This is a genomic window from Lentibacillus persicus, from assembly GCF_900112705.1.
GTDB classification, from domain to species: Bacteria; Bacillota; Bacilli; order Bacillales; family Amphibacillaceae; genus Lentibacillus; species Lentibacillus persicus.
Genome location: NZ_FOMR01000005.1, coordinates 111,226 through 131,239, shown reverse-complemented (window position 1 = coordinate 131,239; position 20,014 = coordinate 111,226). Strand labels below are relative to the sequence as shown.

Genomic DNA, 20,014 nt, shown 5'->3' with positions numbered 1-20,014 from the left:
ACAATCGTTAGTTTTCCTTCATCCCTTTAATCAGCACATCCGCTACTTCCGGACGGGAAAATTCCTTTGGCGGCCGTTCGCCGTTGCGCAACAGTTCACGTACCTTAGTACCACTCAAATGGACATGATTTTCCTTGTCATGCGGGCACGTTTTGGCCGACGCCATGTTCTCACAAACCGTGCAGTAGAAGGCATGTTCAAATTTGAAAATCTGAATGCCAAGCTCCTCTTCGTACTGGGCAATCAGCTGTTGGGCATCATACGTACCGTAGTAATCACCAACACCGGCATGGTCGCGCCCGACAATAAAATGCGTGCAGCCATAGTTCTTCCGCACAATCGCATGCAAAATCGCTTCTTTCGGGCCGGCATAACGCATCGCGGCTGGATAGATGACCAGTCGGACACGATCTTTTACGTAATAGTTTTTCAGGATCGTTTCATAGCTTTCCATCCGGACATCGGCAGGGATGTCATCAGACTTCGTTTCCCCGACAAGCGGGTTCAACAGCAAACCATCAACTGCTTCCAGCGCCGTTTTCTGGATATGTTCATGCGCCCGGTGAACCGGATTACGTGTCTGAAAACCAACGATCGTTTTCCAACCAGCATCGTCAAACATTTGACGCGTCTCAGCCGGATCCATGTAGTAAGCTTCAAACTGGCTGTGGTCCGGACGGTTCAAGAGCGTTATCGCTCCGCCAAGATAGACATTGCCTTTCTCATAGACTTTCTTCACGCCGGGATGCCCGTCATCCGTTGTGCCATAAACATTCTGCGCTTCCTTTTCCTGATCATATGTATATTTTTCCTCGAGCGCGATCGTTCCATAAATAATGCCGTCTTCGCCTTTAAGCGCAATCTGTTCACCGATATTAAACGTCTCTGCCTGGGCTTCAGTAACCGGCAGTGTAATCGGAATACTCCAGATTGTGCCATCGGCCAGACGTGTGTTTTCGACAACACTTTCATAGTCTGCCTGTCCCATAAAGCCTGTCAGTGGGCTGAAACCGCCAATCCCAATCAGTTCAATATCCGAAACAACCCAGGAATTGACCGTCAGCGACTGAAGCTGTTCAGCATTCCTGATTGCCTCGTCACGTTCCTTCCCCGTTAACTCACGGCTGATTAATCTGCCGCCATGTGGTTGATTGACCATACGTAAACCCTCCGAATTCTAGTTTATTTCCTATTGTAGTATATCATCAGTTATTGACGAAATCTATGTTAAAAGATTCCTACAATCACTTGGCAACGATGGGAACTAACGATAAAGCGAGAACGATTTTATTGGTTGTGTCATATAACTTCTTTTCTGTCCTTCCCTGTAATTCATGAGGGCTTAAACACTCTCTGTGCTCTGTTTGCGTATGTAATATAGTTTTATAACAACCTGAGTTAGTGCCCTCTTTAATATATATTCGACAGAAAAGGCTGTTTCCCTTCTGAATATGACAAATTTAAAATTTTTGTATAACCACCTGAAAAGCTCACAAACCTTATATGACACATCCGGAAAATACTAAAAACCAGGAAGCCCCATCATCCGCTCCGAAAACTCGCCAACAACCGGTCGAATTCCTGATCGGACTCTGGACTTCGCGTCGGTACTTCGGTTTTTTTCGCTTCCCGCTTTAGCTTTTCTTCCCGTTTCTGTTCTTTAAACCATTCGGGTACTACTTCCCGGGGGACAGTCCCCTCCCTACTCGGCCGATGCTGCCTGTTTCGGCGAAAGGCTGCTTCTTCGGCCTGTACGGCTTCCACGCTGGTGATGCCTTTGGCTGCCCAGTCCTGCAGAATTGCTCTGACATAGCCCCAGTTTCGCTTATCCCGATCCAGCGCCCGCTTCATCGCGTCGAGCACAAGCGCCTCACCGACGTCACGCACCCAATTCAGCAATGCATCGGTCACATAGGGACTGACAGGACCAAAGTTATTTTGATAAAACGCAAAAATATCCGCTGAAGTCTCGTTGTCTGCTGTAGCCATTAATTGTTTTGTATCGTTTCGTTTTGTTTTGTCTTTCTTTTGTTTAACTAATGGGGCCGCGCTCCGGTCCACATTGTGGTCCACTTCCCGGTTCATGTGTTGGGTCGCACCGCCGCTCACCGCTTGGTCCACGCCCTGATTCACCTGTTGGTCCGCATGCAAATCGTCACAGTGGCTTTCCGCTTCGTCCGCATGAAAATTTGCATCATACATCCTGCCCTGCGACAGGCCAACCATTCGATACGTTGGTGCCTGGCCGTTCCCCCGGGATTCGTAGTCAATGTAGCCTTTTTCTTTCAATTCTGTTCTGGCGCGCTTAAATGAACTCTCAGTCAGCCCCGACTTTAACCGCAAAACCGGTCCCGCAACGGTAAATGACGCTTTCCACATCGCTTTATTATTAATGTGCATCAGCGCGTGCCACAGCGTAACGGCCGATGCGGACAACGGGTTGCATTCAAGGGCATCATAAAACGCATTGATCTCTTTTATGTAATTCACTCAGTTCATCCTCCCATTTTATGTATACAAATCAAGAGAAATCATTAATAGACCCCCCTCATAGCTATTATCGAAATCGATAACGATTAGGGGGTGTGAAAATGGGAAAAAATTTATGAAAAAAGTTTTTCATTAAAAAAAGAGCCGCCGGTACTGAACCGACAGCTGATGCGTATATGGTGTTCGATAAAATACGGGAGGCCCGGGGACAGACCCCAACAATGCTATTGAGAGATCCCCTTACCCTCCTGGCAAAGGGGGACGGCGATCACGTCCCTCTGTCCCCCGCAGTTTGCGTCTGACTTCTTTTCCCCAGCTTTTTACTGCCTCGGCCGAGACGCCTTCCTGTGCTGCGATATCTTTTACAGACATATCCTCTATTATGAAAAATCTCACCCATTTCCATTGGTTTTCCGAGAGCTGGCTGCGCACGTCTTGCCAAAACGCTTCATTCTCCAGGGTGCTGGCAGATTCGGCCACATTCAAAACCAACGCGGCACGGTCGTTGTAGCGATAATAATTGCCGTCTTCCGCAACCGTTTTATGTTCCGCTTTGTATTTCGTTACAGTTTCCTGTTCTTTTTGACGCTTGCGAATCATGTCGATCATACGGTTACGGATGATAAAGTTAAAATAGGTCGCCATCGGGCCTTTGTCCGGCTGATATTTCTCATAGGCATTCCACATGGCAACCAAACCTTCTGAGTAAAACTCCTGATGCGGGTCTCTTATGTTCAGCTTGTGAATATGGTAATGAATCCTTCTTTCATTCTGCTTAAAAATCTCTTCAAACGTAACGCTATCTTCCCCCATTTAAAAATCTCCCCTCATTTAGCATCGATTAATAGAACATCTCTTATAATTACTATCGTTTCGAAAGCTGATTTGGTGGCATAAAAAGTAAAAGAATTTCTGCAACCTTCTGGGAGTTTGTGACAATAATTATCGTATCTTTAATATAGAACAATTGTTCGATAAAGTAAAGGGGAATAGTAGAATTTTAAAAATATTTTTTATCAGATTGGGGTTGGGGAAAATGATGCCGTTTTTGACCAAATATAAAAAGAGCCACCAGCTCTATCCGAACCAGTGGCTCCTACACACTAATTTCGTTCGATATAAAATGAAAAAATCGTGACGTGACAGGCACCTCTATAATTTAATTTAATCTACTAAATGACAAGAAACAAAATGGTTTGGCCTAATTTCTTTACGAACCGGTACCTTTTCGGAACAAATGTCTTCTGCTATAGGACATCTAGTATGAAAAAAACATCCTGAGGGAGGGTTCAAGGGGGATGGGATGTCCCCTTTTAATATAATGCGCTCTTTTTTTATACTTGGTTCAGGTAATGGTACTGCTGATAACAATGCCTGCGAATAAGGGTGGGAAGGATTAGAAATTAAATCTTCAGTTTCTGCTTCTTCAACAATTTTCCCTAAGTACATTACTCCAATCCGATCCGAAATATGACGAACAACACTAATATCATGAGCAATGAATAAATATGTTAATTTATACTCTTTTTGAAGCTCCTGCATTAAATTAATAATTTGAGATTGGGTGGAGACGTCTAATGCAGAAACAGGTTCATCACAAATAATTATTTTTGGATTTATAATTAAAGCTCGCGCAATACCAATTCTTTGACGCTGTCCTCCAGAGAATTCATGTGGATAATGGTAGTAATTATCACTAGAAAGTCCTACCTTATGAAGAATTTCCATCACCATATCCATTCTCTTTTGTTTAGATGCTATATTGTGTATAATCAACGGTTCTTCTAAGATACTGCCAATTCTTTGGCGTGGATTGAGAGATGAAAAAGGATCTTGAAAGACCATTTGAAAATCTTTTTTGAGTTTGACAAAGGATTTTTTTGGGTCATCAAGAATATTTTGGTCTTTATAAAGCAATTCTCCTTCTGTAGGATTATCCAACCCGAGGATTGTCCTTCCTGTTGTACTTTTACCACATCCTGATTCGCCAACTAATCCGTATGTCTCTCCTTCAAATAATTTAAATGATACATCATTTACTGCTTTTACATGCTCTACAGTTCTTCCAAGGGGCGTTTTAACAGGAAAATATTTTTTGAGACCTTTTACATTAAGAAGGGGTTTTTTTTCAGTTACTTGTGGTTGCAAATTGATCACCTCTTTCTAGAATTTCTTTATAATGCCAACACCTTACTTTATGTGTGTCATTATGACTTTCTAACTCTGGCATCTGTTGTCTGCACTTCTCATCAGCAAATTTGCATCTTGTAGAAAATCGGCATCCCTTAGGAATATTATTTAATGATGGAACTGTCCCTTCTACTTCATTCAATTTTCGATTTCGATCACCATCAATTTTAGGTATAGACTTTAATAACCCTTTCGTATAAGGATGCAAGGGTTTTTCAAAAAGACTGTCAATATCCGTTTCTTCAACCACCTGCCCCAAGTACATTACCGCTACTCGTGTACATGTTTCAGCAACTACACCTAGATCATGGGTGATAAAAATAATCCCCATATTTGATTCTTTCTTCAAGTCAAGCATTAATTCCAAAATTTGCGCTTGAATTGTTACATCTAAAGCAGTAGTAGGCTCATCTGCAATTAAAAGGCTTGGCTTACATGCTAGAGCCATAGCAATCATTACACGTTGCCTCATCCCTCCCGAAAGTTCATGAGGATACTCATTAATTCTCTTTTCAGGTGCAGGTATACCAGTTAACTTAAGCATCTCTATAGCTTGATTAAAGGCTTCCTTCCTTGATAGCTTTTGATGTAGAAGGATTGCTTCTGTTATTTGTTGGCCCACTGTAAATACAGGGTTTAATGAACTCAAAGGATCTTGAAAAATCATTGATATTTCATTTCCTCGTATGTCTTCCATCTCGGAATTTGACAACTCCAATAGATTTTTCCCTTTAAATAGAATCCTTCCCCCATGGGAAGCTAAATGTTTTTCATCAAACAATCTAAGAATGGATTGAGACGTTACACTTTTGCCACACCCCGATTCTCCCACAATTCCAAGTATTTCGCCCTCACGTAAATCAAATGTTATACCTTCTACCGCTGTTACTTTTCCACGCTCAGTCTTAAAGTGAGTACTTAAATTTTCCACTTTCAGAAAATTATGATCACCCATTTGAAATCCTCCTCAATTCCAATCCTTTTTTAGTTAAGAATTTGGATCTATAATATCTCTCAATCCATCACCAGCAAGGTTCAATCCAAGAGTTGACAATATAATGCAAATTCCGGGAAATACTGTCATCCACCATGCATTAAATATTACCAGTTTTCCGTCATACAAAATATTTCCCCAGCTGGGTTGAGGCGCGGGAACACCCGCACCAAGGAAACTTAATGCTGCTTCGATAATAATTGCATTTGCAAATATAAAGGTTGACTGTACGATAAGAGGTGATAATGTATTTGGCGCCATACGCTTCCAAATAACCCTTGTTGAAGAAGCACCTTGAGATTCAATGGCTTCTATATAAGTTTGCTTTCTAACGACTATTCCACTGGATCTGACAACACGAGCAATATGTGGTGTATATACAATACTTAACGCTAGAATAACATTATTTATACTAGGTCCTAATGCTGCCATGATCGCTATTGCCAACAATATTGCAGGAAAGGACATTAATCCATCACATATCCTCATTAAAATATTATCTAACCTTTTATAGTAACTTGCATACAACCCTATAATCATTCCACAAACGGATGTAATAAGAGCTACCGAAAAGCCCACTATTAACGATACTTGTGAACCATATATGACTCTTGATAACAAATCTCTCCCAAAGTTATCTGTGCCCAACACATGTTCAGCACTAGGACCCTCTAAACGACTAGTAGGATCCATTTCCAGCGGAGAGTACTGAACTAGCCACGCACCAACGGTTGATAGAATTATTAAAAACAACATTATACTTAAACCTGTAACTGCAGGCTTATTTGAAAGAAATTTCCGCATTAACAAGCGTCTTTGCTGCTTTTTTAAATTATTTTTAGTCTCTGTCAAATTAACATTCTGACGAACTGTGTCCATAAAACATCCCCACTTATTTTTGTGATAATCTAACCCTTGGGTCAATTATTCCATAAATCAAATCAATAAGTAGATTAATAATTACATAGGAAAAGGTAATAAATAAAATTACTCCCTGTATAGTTGAATAATCTCTACGTTCAATCGAATTGATTATTAATTGTCCAAGGCCAGGTATATTAAACACTGTCTCAACCACTGCTGCACCCGTAACTAAAACACCGAACGTTTGGCCAATAACAGTTAGTATTGGAAGGAATGCATTTCGTAAAGCATGCTTGTAAACAATACTTCTATTTTTGGCTCCTTTGGAAAGAGCTGTTTTTATATAATTTTCATTTAAAACATCAAGCATTGAGGAACGTGTCATACGAGCAATTAGAGCAGCTTGCATAACGCCTAAAGAAATAGCGGGTAATATCAAATATTTAAGATGCATTCCAATTCCTTCACTAATGGGCGCGTATCCTGCGACAGGGAGCCATTGCAATTGCACACTAATCAGTAAAATTAAAAGTAGTGCTAATAAGAAACTAGGGATTGAAATTCCTAATAAAGAAAATCCCATAAGTGACTGATCTAAATAAGAACCTTTTTTCTTAGCTGCAAGGATGCCAAAAGGTATACCAATACAAATAGCCAGGATTTCCGCTAATAAAGCTAATGCAGCGGTTGGACTGAGATGTTCTAATAATGCCGTAGTGACAGACATATCCATAAAATAGGAATAACCTAAATTGCCTGTAACGATACCACCTATCCATATAAAATATTGCTCATAAATAGGCCTATCCAATCCTAATTGACCTCTTAATTCTTCAACTTGCTCTTCTGTTGCCGTATCTCCTAGCATTACGTAAGCTGGATCCCCTGGGGTTATATGAATTATAAAAAAAACAACAAGGGATACAATGAATAAGATAGGTATTAATGATAAAATACGTTTTAGTACATACTCCTTCAAAGAAATTCTCCTTTCGAAAAAAGGATAGATTTATAGATAGTTATCTTCCCGCTCAATTAAATGAGCGGAAGTTATTACCTATTTTTCAATTTTTGTACCCCATAAGATTGGACCGTCCAAATATCTGTAACCTATAACATTGCTGTTAAGAGCACTGACTTTATTGAAATTACCAACTTTAATTAAAGGAAGATTTTCCCATGAGTACTGTTGTAATTTATCCCACATAACTTTAGCATCTTCTTCTGACTCGGCATTTTTTATGTCACTTATTAACCCATCTAATTTACTATTGTTTAGATCCCTGTATTGATCATGAGTATAAACATAATTCTCAATGGGAGTGATAAAAAATTGGTCTCCTGTAATGAAGAAATCCCATTCTTCTGGCTCATTATTTCGAGTACTAATTGCAGTCGCCCAATCATAGACTTCCAGACTCACATTTATCCCAAGATTATCTAATTGTTGTTCAAGTACCACTCCGGTATTATAAATGTGCGGGTAATCACGTGTTGTTAGAATTTTAACTTCTTCTCCATCGTAGCCTGCTTCTGCTAACATTTTTTTGGCTTTTTCAGGATCATTTTGGTTATAATATTCCTTACCTTCATCGCTATACCATTTTTCATTCTTTGTTGAGACATAACTAGAATCTACCTCATAAATGTGTTCATGCACAAAAGATGTTTCAAGAATCTCAGTAAAATCAATGCCAGCATTAACAGCCTGTCTCATATCTACATCTTGAAAAACACCAGCATTTTTATTGAAAATTAAGCTGTAGGGACCATAATCATTAATCGTTGTTTCAATACTAGGGTCGTCTAACATCATTTGATAATTATCGTTTGGAGCTTCGAGCAACAAATTATATTGCCCTGTTTGCAAGCCAGACACTTGTGTTGAAGTATCAGGTACTATTTGAAAATAAACATCTTTAATAAAAACCTCTTTTTTTCCTGAAAGGCCGTTTGGTTCACTATCCAACGATTGATAGTCTTCATATTTACTTAGATGGATATATTGATCTTGTTTCCACTCTTCAAATTTAAAGGGGCCTGTGCCAATATGCTCCGTAACACCACTTTCGGGAGTCGAATCAACAACTTCCTTAGGCATGATTGCAGGTATCTGAGTTGTAGTCCCTAGTGTTGCTAGTATAAAAATGGATGGGGTAGCAACCTCTAATGTTACCTTATACGTGTCTTCAGCTTTAAATTCTGCTTCATCTAGAAACATTTGTGCCGAATCATTGTATTCTAACCAACGTTCCATGGACGCTACAACATCTTCCGAAGTCATTTCTTTCCCATTATGAAACATTATTCCTTCCCTTAAATTAAATGTATATGTTTTGCCATCTTCACTTTGTTGAACTGACTCAGCAAGCATAGGCACTTGATTATATTCCTCATCAACAGTTATAAGTGTTTCATAGATTTGTTTACCCACGTCACGTGTTGCAATTGTAGCGGACATATGAGGATCGAGATTAGGTGGCTGAGCCCCCATTGCTATATTTAATGCAGACGTAGCATCTTCAGCACCATCCCCCGCCGCACCTGGTTCATTTGATGTGCTTCCTGAACTCTCATTTGAACCATTACAGGCTGCCAATAAAATGAGCAAAATTAACGATAATACTACGATAATTCTTTTGTAGGCGCCAAACATTTAAAAGCCTCCTTTAAACTGATTGTTTTTAAAATTTTTCGAAAACCATTTTTCCACCAATAATGGTTTTTAACACGTTAATATTTTTAATTTCCATCGGATCCACTTGAATGGGATCTCTGTCTAACACTGCAAAATCTGCATATTTTCCTACTTCTATACTACCTGTCCGTTCTTGAGAGAAGTTAAGTTTCGCACCGTATATCGTCATTGCTTTCAAAGCTGTTTTTACATCGCAACGTTGATTTGCTCCTAACAATCGTCCTTCTCTTGTCACCCGATTTACAGCTGTCCATATGGAAAACAGGGGAGAAATCGGTGTAATAGGACAATCCGAGTGTAATGTAAAAAGAAGATTTCTTCCCACCGCTTCGGATAACGGATTCATCCTATTCGCACGGTCCTCACCCAAAAAAATATTTTTATGTCTGTCTCCCCAATAATACACATGGTTAATAAAGAATGAAGCAGCAACACCTAGCTCTTGTATTTTATCTAAATCTTCATTTGTCGCAGTTTGAGCGTGTTCAATTCTATGTCTATGATCTTTTTTAGGATATCTTTGTAACGCTTTATCATAAGCCTCCAGTATGGAGCCAATTGCTCTGTCCCCATTTCCATGTACAGCAATTCGAAAACCTCTTTTATGGAGTGCTAGTACCTCCTCATTGAATTGCTCCTGATCGAACATTAATTCACCAAAAATAGACGAATCGCAATGATAAGGTTTTCGTAAAGCCCCTGTTAATCCTTGAATAGAGCCGTCCTGAAATAATTTTGCACTATCTAACTCTATTAATTCATTTGTCTGTTCCTTTATATAGACATCTAGTTCTTCCGCAGTATAATTTCCAAATTTAGCATTTTCCCTCAACAATGTATGGAATATCATGAGACGAGTTCTTATTGGATTAACACCTTGTTGAGCGGCTTTGACATGAATATCAAACTCGATTTCACCTAGGGTGGTCCCTACACCTGCATCTGTATTAGTAGTAATTCCTTGTGATAAATAATGTTTAGATGCTTTTTCCATTTTTTTTATCAATGTTTCCTCTGTATCTTTCGGAAGAATAGCATAGATATAATCAATTGCAGGTCTTTCATATAACACACCGTTTAAAATGCCTTTATTGTCAAACCCAAAACTCCCACCTTTACTAACCGGCGTACTTTCTGAAATACCAGCTAGCTCTATTGCCTTTGAATTTACGACTTCTATGTGCCCGCTAATATGTTGAATCATAACTGGGTGTTCTGGCGATACCTTATCTAAATCTTTCCTTTCAGGATGACGGTAATCTTCTAATAATGTGTCATCATAACCAAACCCTGTTACCCATTCCCCTTTAGGTGTCTCAGCAACTTTACTTGCCAAATTACTCAAGATATCATTAATATTTTTATTCAATGGGCTACTACAATTTACTTTCCCTTGGAGTTGTGAAAATTGTAAAATATGGTTATGGGTATCAATAAAACCAGGAATCAGTGTATCGCCTTTTAAATCGATAACTTCTGTTTCATCCGATAACTTCGCTATGTCGATAGGGGGGTTTCTTTGGGGCCAAATTTCTGTTATACAGCCATTTTTCACAGCTACCGACCCCGCTATCGTATCGTGGTCATCAAGCGTCAAAATATTCCCGTTAATCATGATAAGATCAAATTTGCTCATTTCAAACCTCTTTCTTTCTCCAATTAAAGTCACGCATTAAATCTAAATTGTAAACCTAGCTGGGCCGGCACCACTGCAAGATAACTATTTTCTCCATTTACGACAACGCTTACATTATTGCCCAAAATATCTTCATATTTTTGGTACTAAAGATAATATTTTTGTATTTTTTCTGAAAAACACTATCGATACTTAGCGCTTACTAACCCTTTAAAAGCATTCTATTTAACCACCTCACCTGTATTTTTCAAAATTTTTTTGTTATTTAATAAGCTATCACACAGAAGGAATTTTGTAAACCGCCTTTTCACTGAAAAAGAATAATTATTCCTAAAATGTTCTTCAAATATTCCAAAAAGAGTGATTGCTGGAAAACAGCCCCTCAGCAAACTTCTTATTCAGCTCCATGAGATATTACAAAATCATTTGGGGGATGTCCGAAGCTCAGCCCTCTGTAACAGCAGGGGTTTTACTAACGTTACATAAATTATTAAGTAAAAGTCAAGAATGAACAGAACATTGTGCAAAGATCTTTAATAATAGTGATTTTCAATAATAAAAGATATAGAAAATTCTTATAAATAGGTGCAATGCAGGAGTTCTGCCAAAACCTTAATTATAAGAGAGAAATTATTATCAACTATACCATATTAAAACTGTATTCAAGGAATACATACATTCCTTGAGTTAACCCAGCACAAATAAACGTCCATAACGCACGCTTTTAAAAATTATTCACTTCCTGTATTCAAGGTCAAGGTTTAAGTCCAAGTTGCTGTGGAATTTTTGGTTTTTCGATCCATTTGAAGTGCGTGATGCCATGATTGTCCTTGTGAAGAATGCTTTTGTTCCTGCTGAAAAGCGATAGAGGAACATTTTAATCCGATCCAGGCCCTGCCCTTAATCCCTAGTCCGTTCAATGACGGCATTAAAGAAACCGTTTTGTTTCTCTATTTTGATTGGCATAAAAATGTGATTATGATGGCTCTCTTTATTTCCACTGACGCACCCGGGTTCAGCGGACGAATACAAATGGGAATCAACAGGGGGCGGATGTTTTATTTCAGGGGCGACTACGATCATGTTTGTAGTCCGGTAACCATCCTTAATTGTTCACAAAAGTTTTAATCGAGAGATTCATAATTTAAATTTCAGATTTTGCGATGTAGTAATATTTTTTTCGTTTAATAGCCTTCCTAATTTATCCAGATGTTCTATGGAATGATCTGAAGTTCGTCTACCATATTCAATAACAAGCGCTTCAATTAGAGTAATAGTTGGCACAATAGAATATTGCTTGCTACTTGCTTTTACATTCAATAAGATAGATGAATATTGAGTAATCGGGGAAGACATTAAATCTGTAATAAGTATTACTTGAATTCCATTCTCATAACAATATTTTGCTGCTTCAACACTTTGAACAGCAAAAGGGGAATGCCCAAAAATTATTAATATCTCGCCTTTATTTATTTGTAATAATCGATCATACAAAAACTCAGCATCATTACTAATTTGGTTTATTTTCGGCGAAAACTCTTCTAGTAAAAATCCAAGATAATTAGCAGCTATTTTTGAAGACCGAAGCCCTAATATATTAATTCTGCTCGATTCGAGCATAAGATTTATTGTTTTGTTAAAATTAAAATAAAAAGCTTCGCTAAGAGTTTTTTCTAATAAAGTTATAACCTCTTCCCACACGTGTCCAACTGTATTGTTAGTTGGTTGATCGTTCTCAAAAGATTTTTTCAAATGCCACCAAGTTGTTAACCCATAATTAAGAGATGCATTATATAAGTCTTTTTTTAAAACGTTAAAACTATTATAATTCAGTCTATTAGTTAAACGCATAACTGTTGTAGTTCCTACATTAGCTTTATCAGCCAATTCTTTTGCAGTCATAATGCCAATTTGTTCAGAATTTTCAATTATGTAATTGGCTAGCATTTTTTGCTTACGAGGTAATTCTTCTTTCACACGTATCAATTTTCCTATAACAGTATCATTGAAATCGTTTGATAGTTCTTCCATCTTCAATATCATTCCTTTCCCAACCGTGCTTATCAAATTTTTTCTCAAACACATTACGAATCAGTAGCTTAAACCCATACTAACATTAACAAGCGTTCAATTGTAGATTTAACCGATGCGGAAAAAAGTAATATAGAGGCCTATATAGATGAAGGTCTCCCTTTAAGGGATAAGTTTGGATAAGCTTTCAGGAAAAAATATTCCTATTTTTCAGTAAAATGGTTTATTTTTTCCTTTTACAATGATATAATTTTGAAATGAAAGGGGTTGCATAACATATTTTTAGATGAGAATTTTGTTCATCTCATTTTCCATCCTCATTTAAAACATTGACTCATTCCAAATTAAAAGCTTTGCATGATTCATTTTATTTTACTATAAGAAAACTATTTGTAAGGAGAGTACAAATGTCCGAAAACCTAGATCTATTATATTTACAAGAAGAAGACGTTATCGAAGCCGGTGTGTTAAATATGGCACAATGTATCACCACGATTGAAGATATGTTCAGACTGATTGGTAAAGGTGATTACATTATGGGGGGCCCAAACAGGAATGATCATGGCCTGATGCTATGGTTCAACGAAAATGAACCGTTTGAAAATATGCCGAAAGCCGGGCCGGATAGACGATTTATGTCGCTGATTGCCTACCTCGGAGGGGATTATAATGTTGTAGGCAACAAATGGTACGGCTCGAACATTGAGAACTTGAACAACGGGTTGCCTCGTTCCGTCCATACATTCACGCTGAATGATAAAGAAACCGGAGCGCCGCTTGCGATCATGGCAGGCAACTTGATCAGTTCGGCCCGAACCGGTGCAGTCCCCGGTGTCTTCTCAAAGCACCTTGCCAAAAAAGAATCAAAGGTGCTGGGCGCAGTCGGGGGAGGCGCGATTAACCAATCGTGCATCGACGCTATAAGGACTTCTGTCAATACACTTGAAAAAGTAGTTCTGTTTGATATTAATCTCGAAAAAGGAAAACAAATTGCCGAAAAATTGCATGAGCAGATTAGACTTCCGGTTGAAGTGGTTGATGATATCGATGCGTGTGTTGAGCAGTCGGATATTGTAACGGTAGCGACATCCGGCAAAACAAAACCCACGATAAAAGAAGAAAGCATTAAACCAGGAGCACTTATCATTTTGACCGGAGCAGCGAGTTTTTCAGATGCGTCTTATCAAAACCACCGGGTGGTGGCGGATCTATGGTCAATGCATGAGAAATGGCTGGAAGATGGTTTGAGTCACCCTGACGGCCTCTCAAGCATTACGAGCTGGACGATGTCCGGTGAACTGTTGGAAAAAATCCATAACGGTGATTATGACAGCAGTCAAGTTGATGATCTTGGGGACATTATCGCTGGAAAGAAAGCCGGGAGAACGTCTGATGATGATGTTATTATTTGCATGACCGGCGGCCTTCCAACTGAAGATGTGGCGTGGGGTTATCAAGTTTATCAAAATGCACTGGAAAACAATATAGGAGCAAAACTCCCTCTTTGGGATCAATCTTATCTAACAAAATAGAGCAGCAATACTGAACAGAAAATGTATCCTTAAAAGTTGGAAATCTCCCTTTCTATTATTTCGTGTTACTACTATTTACTTGAAGCGATTGCTTCTGCAGAAATCGTGCTATCGGATACCGGCGATCAAGGCTATGCTTCTTATTTTGATCGTGACGGTGATGGCGTTGGCTGTGAATAATTCCTGTATCTAACACTGCATTTTCCGATCAAAGCGCTTTAAAAATTATTCGTCGGCCACGCCAATCCCCCTTCTCAAGGAATATTATCCTTGCGAAGGGGATCTTAATAAAGCATATTTGTTTTTAATTAAACGTACTCATCCCCTTCATCCGAAAACAGTGCTTCCGACCTCCAACGGGATTCCTCCAACAATTGATCATCAAATGCACTGGCTTCAATATCCTCCTGCATTGATAAAGGAGTCCTTGATCTCACAGTCCGGCATACGTTTGACATCGTTTCAATAGTAATGTTTCGTTTCCGGGCAAAGTACAATCAGGCGGAATCATAAGGCTGAAGTAAAGGATACGCACGAAAACGAGCGAACCAATTTGATGAGAATAACCGTGTTTTAAAAGAAGCTTTGCATAAGGATGGAAAGGAAAAATCTGATATACATTGAACTAATAAGACAGCCCGATGAAAGGTATTCCTGGTGTGTGGAGTGCCTTTTTTAGTTAGAAATCTTTCATATACGAAGAATAAACCTAAAAAATTTGAAAAACGAATTAAATCTTTCTCTACCACAAAAAAGCCGCCAGCTCTATCAGAACCAGCAGCTTCTATATAATAATTACAATAATGAAATTCGGTCAGTAACAGACAGCGTCCTTACATAGCGACCTATGAAATCACCTTATGAGCCTCTTACAGGACCCGAAAATCTCGCGCTCTGTCATTTACTTTTCCTGTGATAACTTTTGAAGTTCCAGAAAGTTATCGTCGCGTGTATGAATTGCATTTTCCCCATTATCATCATAGTTATAAAATCCTTCATTCGTTCGTATACCAAGCTGATCGTTTTCCACCATTTCTGATAAAAATGAAGGCACTTCCCTTGTATTTGAAAGGTCTTGCAGGATATTTCCTACCATCGCTTGTGTTGTTTGCAGGCCGGCTAAATCCTGACTTTCCATCGGGCCGCAAAAAGCCCATTTGAAACCCAGGCTGCCTTTCATGGCAACATCGATATCTTCTGCGGTTGCTACTCCCTTTTCCATCAAATTGAATGCCTCACGAAGCATGGCTACCTGGACGCGGTTGACGATAAAGCCTGTAATTTCTTTTTTCAGAACCACAGGCGATTTTCCGATTTCTTTCATAATGTCGTAAGTTGTGTTTACAACATCCTCGCTTGTGTCGTCCACTTTGACAATCTCCACAATCGGCACAAGTTGCGGTGGGTTAAAGAAGTGTGTAATGATAAATCTTTCCGGATGTTTTGCTCTTTGCGTTAATTCTTTGATTGGAAAAGTGGACGTGTTAGATGAAATAATCGTTTTGTCCGAAACAACACTTTCGATTATGTCATATGTATCCAGTTTTTTCTCAAGATCTTCAGGGATCGATTCGAGAATAAAGTCAGCATCCTGAATGGCTTCATGCAAATCAGTTGTATAAGTAATACGACCTAACGTTTGTTCCATTTCATTTTCGGTCAGGATTTCTTTTTCAACCATAATCTTCAAGCTGTCCGTAATGAGTTCCCGTGCTTTTTCCAGTGATGATTCACGTCTGGCTCTTATATGTACATTCTTACCTGCCTGGGCAAATAATTGAGCGGCGCCATGCCCCATAACACCTGCTCCAAGTATAGTTATATTTTTCATTTCCATTCTCCTTTTTAGTTCCTCTAAACATATGAATAAGTATTGTAAAAGTTTTGTTATCAGTTATTATATTGACTCAATCTGTCTATATTAGATTCTAAATACTTTCCATAAATAAGGAAACCTTTAAATTCTTCTATACGCAACAAATGGAGCTTTGTTTTCTTACTAAGGTTAGTTATTATCTAATAAATAGAGGTTACAGGAATCATTTTCATGCTCAGGCAGCACGCTATATAAAGTAATCAATAACCAATTAACCTTTCTGGTATGACAAATAACATTGGGAAGTATTAAGTGACATAGCAAATAAACCTAAACGATTTAGTAATGGGAAACAAAAAAGCCACTAGCTCTATCCGAACCAGCAGCTTCTATATAACAATTTCAATCGACATAAAATGACAAATATCGGGAAGTGACAGGCACCTTAAATTTCTGTTCCGCTTGATGCATCCGAACAAGCGGGGTCCACCCTCATAGCTATCAAATCGGATTCACGGCTTCATGGAGCAATTGATTTAATTCATCAGTATATTCCTGCCTTTGTTCGGTGCTCCATTGCAGCACACTCGCCATATAATAAATAATATTAACTTTATGCGCGCGAACAAAATCAATATCAAAAAAAAGAGCCCCGGTTCGTCGCACAAAAAAATCTGTTGGCTTATATACCATTTCGTGTTCGATAGCATATCTCAACTCGGCAAACACAACCGGTTCAATATCAAATTTAGAAGCTTGCATCTTTTCTTCCTGAAGCAATGCAAAGATCTTATTAACGTTAGCACCGTATTTCTGAATGAGGAAACCGGCTGTATCTTCGTTGATACCCAGTTCAACTGCTTCTGCAACTTTTTTTTCTTTAAATGCCTGGAAGCCTTTTGACCCGCCAACTTCACCGCCCGATATCGGCAATTGGGTCGTTTGCGATTCAGAATATAAAATATGCTCTTCTTCTTTAAGCTTGTTTGCAAGCACGTCCACCGTGTCTTCAGCCATCTTTCGGTAGCCTGTCAGTTTTCCGCCCGCCATTGAAATCAGACCTGATTCCGAGATGAACATTTCATCTTTACGGGATATTTCATCCGGATTAGCTTCGTCATTGCCTGCGATTAACGGCCGCAAGCCTGCATAGCTGGAGTCCACATCAGCTGCTGTTAAATTCAGCGAAGGGAATTGGCCATTGACGGCAGCTAATAAATAATCCCGGTCTTCTTTGGTCATCTGTGGGCGCGTGTTGGCCCCGGGATAATTAGTATCCGTCGTGCCTGCATACGTTTTTTTATTTCGCGGAATGGCGAAAATCATCCGGCCATCCGGCGCATCGAAATATATCGCCTGCTTCAAGGGAAAGCGTTCCTGGTCAAACACCAAATGGACACCTTTTGTCAGATGAAGTGATTTCCCGTATCTGCAACCATCCATTTCACGAAGTTCGTCAACCCACGGCCCGCCTGCATTGACAATCTTTTTCGCATAAACTTTTTGTTGCTCTCCCGTGACCTCGTTCTCTACAACGGCTCCTGTCATTTTACCGGACTCATAAAGGAAATCCACGACTTTCGCATAGTTGATCGCATACGCGCCATGTTCGACCGCTTTTTTCATGACTTCAATGGTAAGGCGGGCGTCGTCTGTTTTGTATTCAACATAATAGCCGGCACCTCTCATTCCTTTTGTTTTTATGAGCGGTTCCTTTTTGACTGCATCTTTGGCACCGAGCATTTTTCGGCGCTCACCCTTTTTGACTCGCGCCAGAAAGTCATACAAGCGCAGACCGATTCGACTCGTGAATGGGCCGAATGTGCCGCCTTTATAAAACGGCAGCATCATCCATTCAGGCGTCGTCACGTGCGGCCCATTTTCATAGACGATGGCACGTTCTCTGCCTACTTCAGAGACCATCTTCACTTCAAATTGTTTTAAGTAGCGCAAGCCGCCATGCACCAGTTTAGTTGAGCGGCTTGATGTGCCGGCAGCGAAATCCTGCATTTCCACCACAGCCGTGTTCATTCCCCGGCTGGAAGCATCCAATGCGATGCCGGCGCCGGTGATTCCACCACCAATCACAAGGACATCAAGCTGTTCGTCGCCGATTTCCCGAAATAGATTTTCCCGCTGATGACTTGAAAATACTGACATATCCATTCACTCTCCCGATTACTGTCAAAAACCGGCTCACTGTCATACAAGCTCGGTTGGATTTCCTGAATTTTTCTAAAAACCTTGTGCCAATCAACTTATTTAAACGCGCGTGCTGCCGCTACAGCCTTTTCCCAGCCGGTATAAAGCGTATCCCGTTTTTCGTGTTCCATTTGAGGGTCGAATATCCGGTCACTTTGCCACTGATCGGCAATCTCGCTTTTATCTTTCCAATAACCAACCGCAAGGCCTGCCAGATAAGCGGCGCCCAGGGCAGTCGTTTCCTGAACAACAGGCCGTTCGACAGATACATTAATGATGTCGCTTTGGAATTGCATGAGAAAATCGTTTTTCACGGCCCCGCCGTCGACCCGCATGGTTTTTAAATCAATCCCAGCGTCCTCAACCATGGCGTCCAGGACATCCTTTGACTGATAAGCCAGTGACTCCAGTGTGGCCCTGACCATATGGGCGCGTGTAATCCCGCGTGTGAGTCCAAAAATAGCACCACGCACAGCGCTGTCCCAATATGGTGTTCCGAGTCCGACAAACGCCGGCACCATATAAACACCATCTGTTGAGTCAACCTGCTCGGCATAGTGTTCGCTTTGCGGGGAATCATCTATTATTTTCAGGCCGTCACGCAGCCATTGGAGGGCCGATCCGGAGACAAAAATACTGCCTTCAAGCGCGTATTCCACCTTGCCGTTGATGCCCCATGCCAATGTTGTCAAAAGGCCATGATCCGATTTAACGCCTTCTTCCCCTGTATTCATCAGCATAAAATTACCGGTGCCGTATGTATTTTTTGCCATACCTTTTTCAAAGCAAGCCTGTCCGAACAATGCAGCCTGCTGATCACCGGCAATCCCGGCAATCGGCACTTCATGGCCGAAAAAATGATAATCAACGGTATTTGCATAAATCTCCGAGGATTCTTTGACTTCCGGCAGCATGCTTTTCGGCACACCCAATATGTCTAGCAGCTCGTAATCCCACTGAAGATCATATATATTAAACATCAGAGTCCGGGAAGCATTCGAATAATCGGTAACATGGGCCTTACCGCCTGAAAGTTTATACACAATCCATGTATCAATTGTCCCGAACAACAAGTCACCATTGTCTGCCTTTTCACGGGCATCATCAACGTTATCAAGCATCCATTTGACTTTAGTTCCTGAAAAATAGGCATCAATCAACAATCCGGTTTTTTCGCGGATAATATCCTGATATCCCTGGTCAATTAATGCTTTACAGATGCCATCCGTCTGCCGTGACTGCCACACGATGGCTTTATAAATCGGCTTGCCTGTATGTTTGTCCCACACAACGGTCGTTTCCCGCTGATTAGTAATACCGATGCCGGCAATTTGTGATGGATCCGCGTCTGCTTTGCGCAGCACTTCCGATATACATGATAGGACAGACGTCCATATCTCGTTTGCATCATGTTCGACCCAGCCGGGATGCTGGAAGAACTGTTCGAATTCCCGCTGGGCTGTTTCCACAATTTCACCATTACGGTTAAACAATATCGCGCGTGAACTTGTGGTGCCTTGGTCGAGGGCAAGAATATAATTTTCCATAAGGTTGGCAGCCT

At 40.1% G+C, this 20,014-nt stretch carries 15 protein-coding genes; 2 read left to right on the top strand and 13 right to left on the bottom strand.

Features of this window, described 5'->3' with window-relative positions:
• Positions 1 to 7: 7 nt before the first annotated feature.
• From sat to BMZ22_RS08245, 10 genes are all read right to left on the bottom strand, one after another.
• Positions 8 to 1,159 carry a sulfate adenylyltransferase gene (sat, locus tag BMZ22_RS08290; RefSeq protein WP_090084236.1) on the bottom strand — a complete coding sequence of 384 codons (1,152 nt, stop codon included), beginning with the start codon at positions 1,157 to 1,159 and terminating at the stop codon, positions 8 to 10.
• A gap of 383 nt (positions 1,160 to 1,542) precedes the next feature.
• Complete coding sequence (locus BMZ22_RS08285; RefSeq protein ID WP_090084234.1) at positions 1,543 to 2,490, bottom strand: DnaD domain-containing protein; 948 nt, start codon at positions 2,488 to 2,490, stop codon at positions 1,543 to 1,545.
• A 240-nt stretch (positions 2,491 to 2,730) separates the two neighbouring features.
• Positions 2,731 to 3,303: a sigma-70 family RNA polymerase sigma factor gene (locus BMZ22_RS08280; protein WP_090084231.1), complete on the bottom strand. Its 573-nt coding sequence runs from the start codon at positions 3,301 to 3,303 to the stop codon at positions 2,731 to 2,733.
• A gap of 351 nt (positions 3,304 to 3,654) precedes the next feature.
• Positions 3,655 to 4,638 (bottom strand): ABC transporter ATP-binding protein, encoded by a 984-nt coding sequence (locus tag BMZ22_RS08275; protein WP_090084228.1) that lies wholly within the window; start codon positions 4,636 to 4,638, stop codon positions 3,655 to 3,657.
• Positions 4,619 to 5,635, bottom strand: coding sequence for an ABC transporter ATP-binding protein (locus BMZ22_RS08270; protein WP_090084226.1), 1,017 nt, complete (start codon positions 5,633 to 5,635; stop codon positions 4,619 to 4,621). Before BMZ22_RS08270 ends, BMZ22_RS08275 begins: the two co-directional genes overlap by 20 nt.
• A gap of 33 nt (positions 5,636 to 5,668) precedes the next feature.
• Positions 5,669 to 6,553, bottom strand: coding sequence for an ABC transporter permease (locus BMZ22_RS08265; RefSeq protein ID WP_090084224.1), 885 nt, complete (start codon positions 6,551 to 6,553; stop codon positions 5,669 to 5,671).
• A 13-nt stretch (positions 6,554 to 6,566) separates the two neighbouring features.
• Positions 6,567 to 7,517 carry an ABC transporter permease gene (locus BMZ22_RS08260; RefSeq protein WP_090084221.1) on the bottom strand — a complete coding sequence of 317 codons (951 nt, stop codon included), beginning with the start codon at positions 7,515 to 7,517 and terminating at the stop codon, positions 6,567 to 6,569.
• A 78-nt stretch (positions 7,518 to 7,595) separates the two neighbouring features.
• Positions 7,596 to 9,194 carry an ABC transporter substrate-binding protein gene (locus BMZ22_RS08255; protein WP_090084219.1) on the bottom strand — a complete coding sequence of 533 codons (1,599 nt, stop codon included), beginning with the start codon at positions 9,192 to 9,194 and terminating at the stop codon, positions 7,596 to 7,598.
• Between the two features lie 28 nt (positions 9,195 to 9,222).
• The gene (locus BMZ22_RS08250; protein ID WP_090084216.1) at positions 9,223 to 10,872 is read right to left on the bottom strand and encodes an amidohydrolase; all 1,650 of its coding nucleotides are present in this window, start codon (positions 10,870 to 10,872) and stop codon (positions 9,223 to 9,225) included.
• Positions 10,873 to 12,009: 1,137 nt separating this feature from the next.
• Positions 12,010 to 12,903 carry a MurR/RpiR family transcriptional regulator gene (locus tag BMZ22_RS08245; RefSeq protein WP_177183391.1) on the bottom strand — a complete coding sequence of 298 codons (894 nt, stop codon included), beginning with the start codon at positions 12,901 to 12,903 and terminating at the stop codon, positions 12,010 to 12,012.
• 407 nt (positions 12,904 to 13,310) lie between these two features.
• Here BMZ22_RS08245 and BMZ22_RS08240 point away from each other — a divergent pair, with 407 nt between their 5' ends.
• Together BMZ22_RS08240 and BMZ22_RS08235 are read left to right on the top strand one after the other, a co-directional pair.
• Positions 13,311 to 14,435 (top strand): tyramine oxidase subunit B, encoded by a 1,125-nt coding sequence (locus BMZ22_RS08240; RefSeq protein WP_090084212.1) that lies wholly within the window; start codon positions 13,311 to 13,313, stop codon positions 14,433 to 14,435.
• A gap of 36 nt (positions 14,436 to 14,471) precedes the next feature.
• Positions 14,472 to 14,615, top strand: a complete 144-nt coding sequence (locus tag BMZ22_RS08235) for an excalibur calcium-binding domain-containing protein (protein WP_090084209.1) — start codon at positions 14,472 to 14,474, stop codon at positions 14,613 to 14,615.
• A 721-nt stretch (positions 14,616 to 15,336) separates the two neighbouring features.
• On the opposite strand, the gene BMZ22_RS08230 is transcribed toward BMZ22_RS08235, so the two are convergent.
• The 3 genes from BMZ22_RS08230 to glpK all read right to left on the bottom strand — a co-directional run bounded on the left by BMZ22_RS08230 (position 15,337) and on the right by glpK (position 20,000).
• Positions 15,337 to 16,266, bottom strand: a complete 930-nt coding sequence (locus tag BMZ22_RS08230; RefSeq protein WP_177183390.1) for a 3-hydroxyacyl-CoA dehydrogenase family protein — start codon at positions 16,264 to 16,266, stop codon at positions 15,337 to 15,339.
• 486 nt (positions 16,267 to 16,752) lie between these two features.
• Positions 16,753 to 18,411: a glycerol-3-phosphate dehydrogenase/oxidase gene (locus BMZ22_RS08225; RefSeq protein ID WP_090084573.1), complete on the bottom strand. Its 1,659-nt coding sequence runs from the start codon at positions 18,409 to 18,411 to the stop codon at positions 16,753 to 16,755.
• Positions 18,412 to 18,509: 98 nt separating this feature from the next.
• Positions 18,510 to 20,000, bottom strand: a complete 1,491-nt coding sequence (glpK, locus tag BMZ22_RS08220; protein ID WP_090084204.1) for a glycerol kinase GlpK — start codon at positions 19,998 to 20,000, stop codon at positions 18,510 to 18,512.
• Positions 20,001 to 20,014 lie beyond the last annotated feature (14 nt).

Excerpts from the sequence above, each read along its gene's own strand:
- BMZ22_RS08255 (WP_090084219.1), bottom strand. The coding sequence starts at position 9,194 with ATGTTTGGCGCCTACAAAAGAATTATCGTAGTATTATCGTTAATTTTG.
- glpK (WP_090084204.1), bottom strand. The coding sequence starts at position 20,000 with ATGGAAAATTATATTCTTGCCCTCGACCAAGGCACCACAAGTTCACGC.
- BMZ22_RS08225 (WP_090084573.1), bottom strand. The coding sequence starts at position 18,411 with ATGTCAGTATTTTCAAGTCATCAGCGGGAAAATCTATTTCGGGAAATC.
- BMZ22_RS08265 (WP_090084224.1), bottom strand. The coding sequence starts at position 6,553 with ATGGACACAGTTCGTCAGAATGTTAATTTGACAGAGACTAAAAATAAT.
- BMZ22_RS08245 (WP_177183391.1), bottom strand. The coding sequence starts at position 12,903 with ATGGAAGAACTATCAAACGATTTCAATGATACTGTTATAGGAAAATTG.
- BMZ22_RS08270 (WP_090084226.1), bottom strand. The coding sequence starts at position 5,635 with ATGGGTGATCATAATTTTCTGAAAGTGGAAAATTTAAGTACTCACTTT.
- sat (WP_090084236.1), bottom strand. The coding sequence starts at position 1,159 with ATGGTCAATCAACCACATGGCGGCAGATTAATCAGCCGTGAGTTAACG.
- BMZ22_RS08280 (WP_090084231.1), bottom strand. The coding sequence starts at position 3,303 with ATGGGGGAAGATAGCGTTACGTTTGAAGAGATTTTTAAGCAGAATGAA.
- BMZ22_RS08230 (WP_177183390.1), bottom strand. The coding sequence starts at position 16,266 with ATGAAAAATATAACTATACTTGGAGCAGGTGTTATGGGGCATGGCGCC.
- BMZ22_RS08240 (WP_090084212.1), top strand. The coding sequence starts at position 13,311 with ATGTCCGAAAACCTAGATCTATTATATTTACAAGAAGAAGACGTTATC.
- BMZ22_RS08250 (WP_090084216.1), bottom strand. The coding sequence starts at position 10,872 with ATGAGCAAATTTGATCTTATCATGATTAACGGGAATATTTTGACGCTT.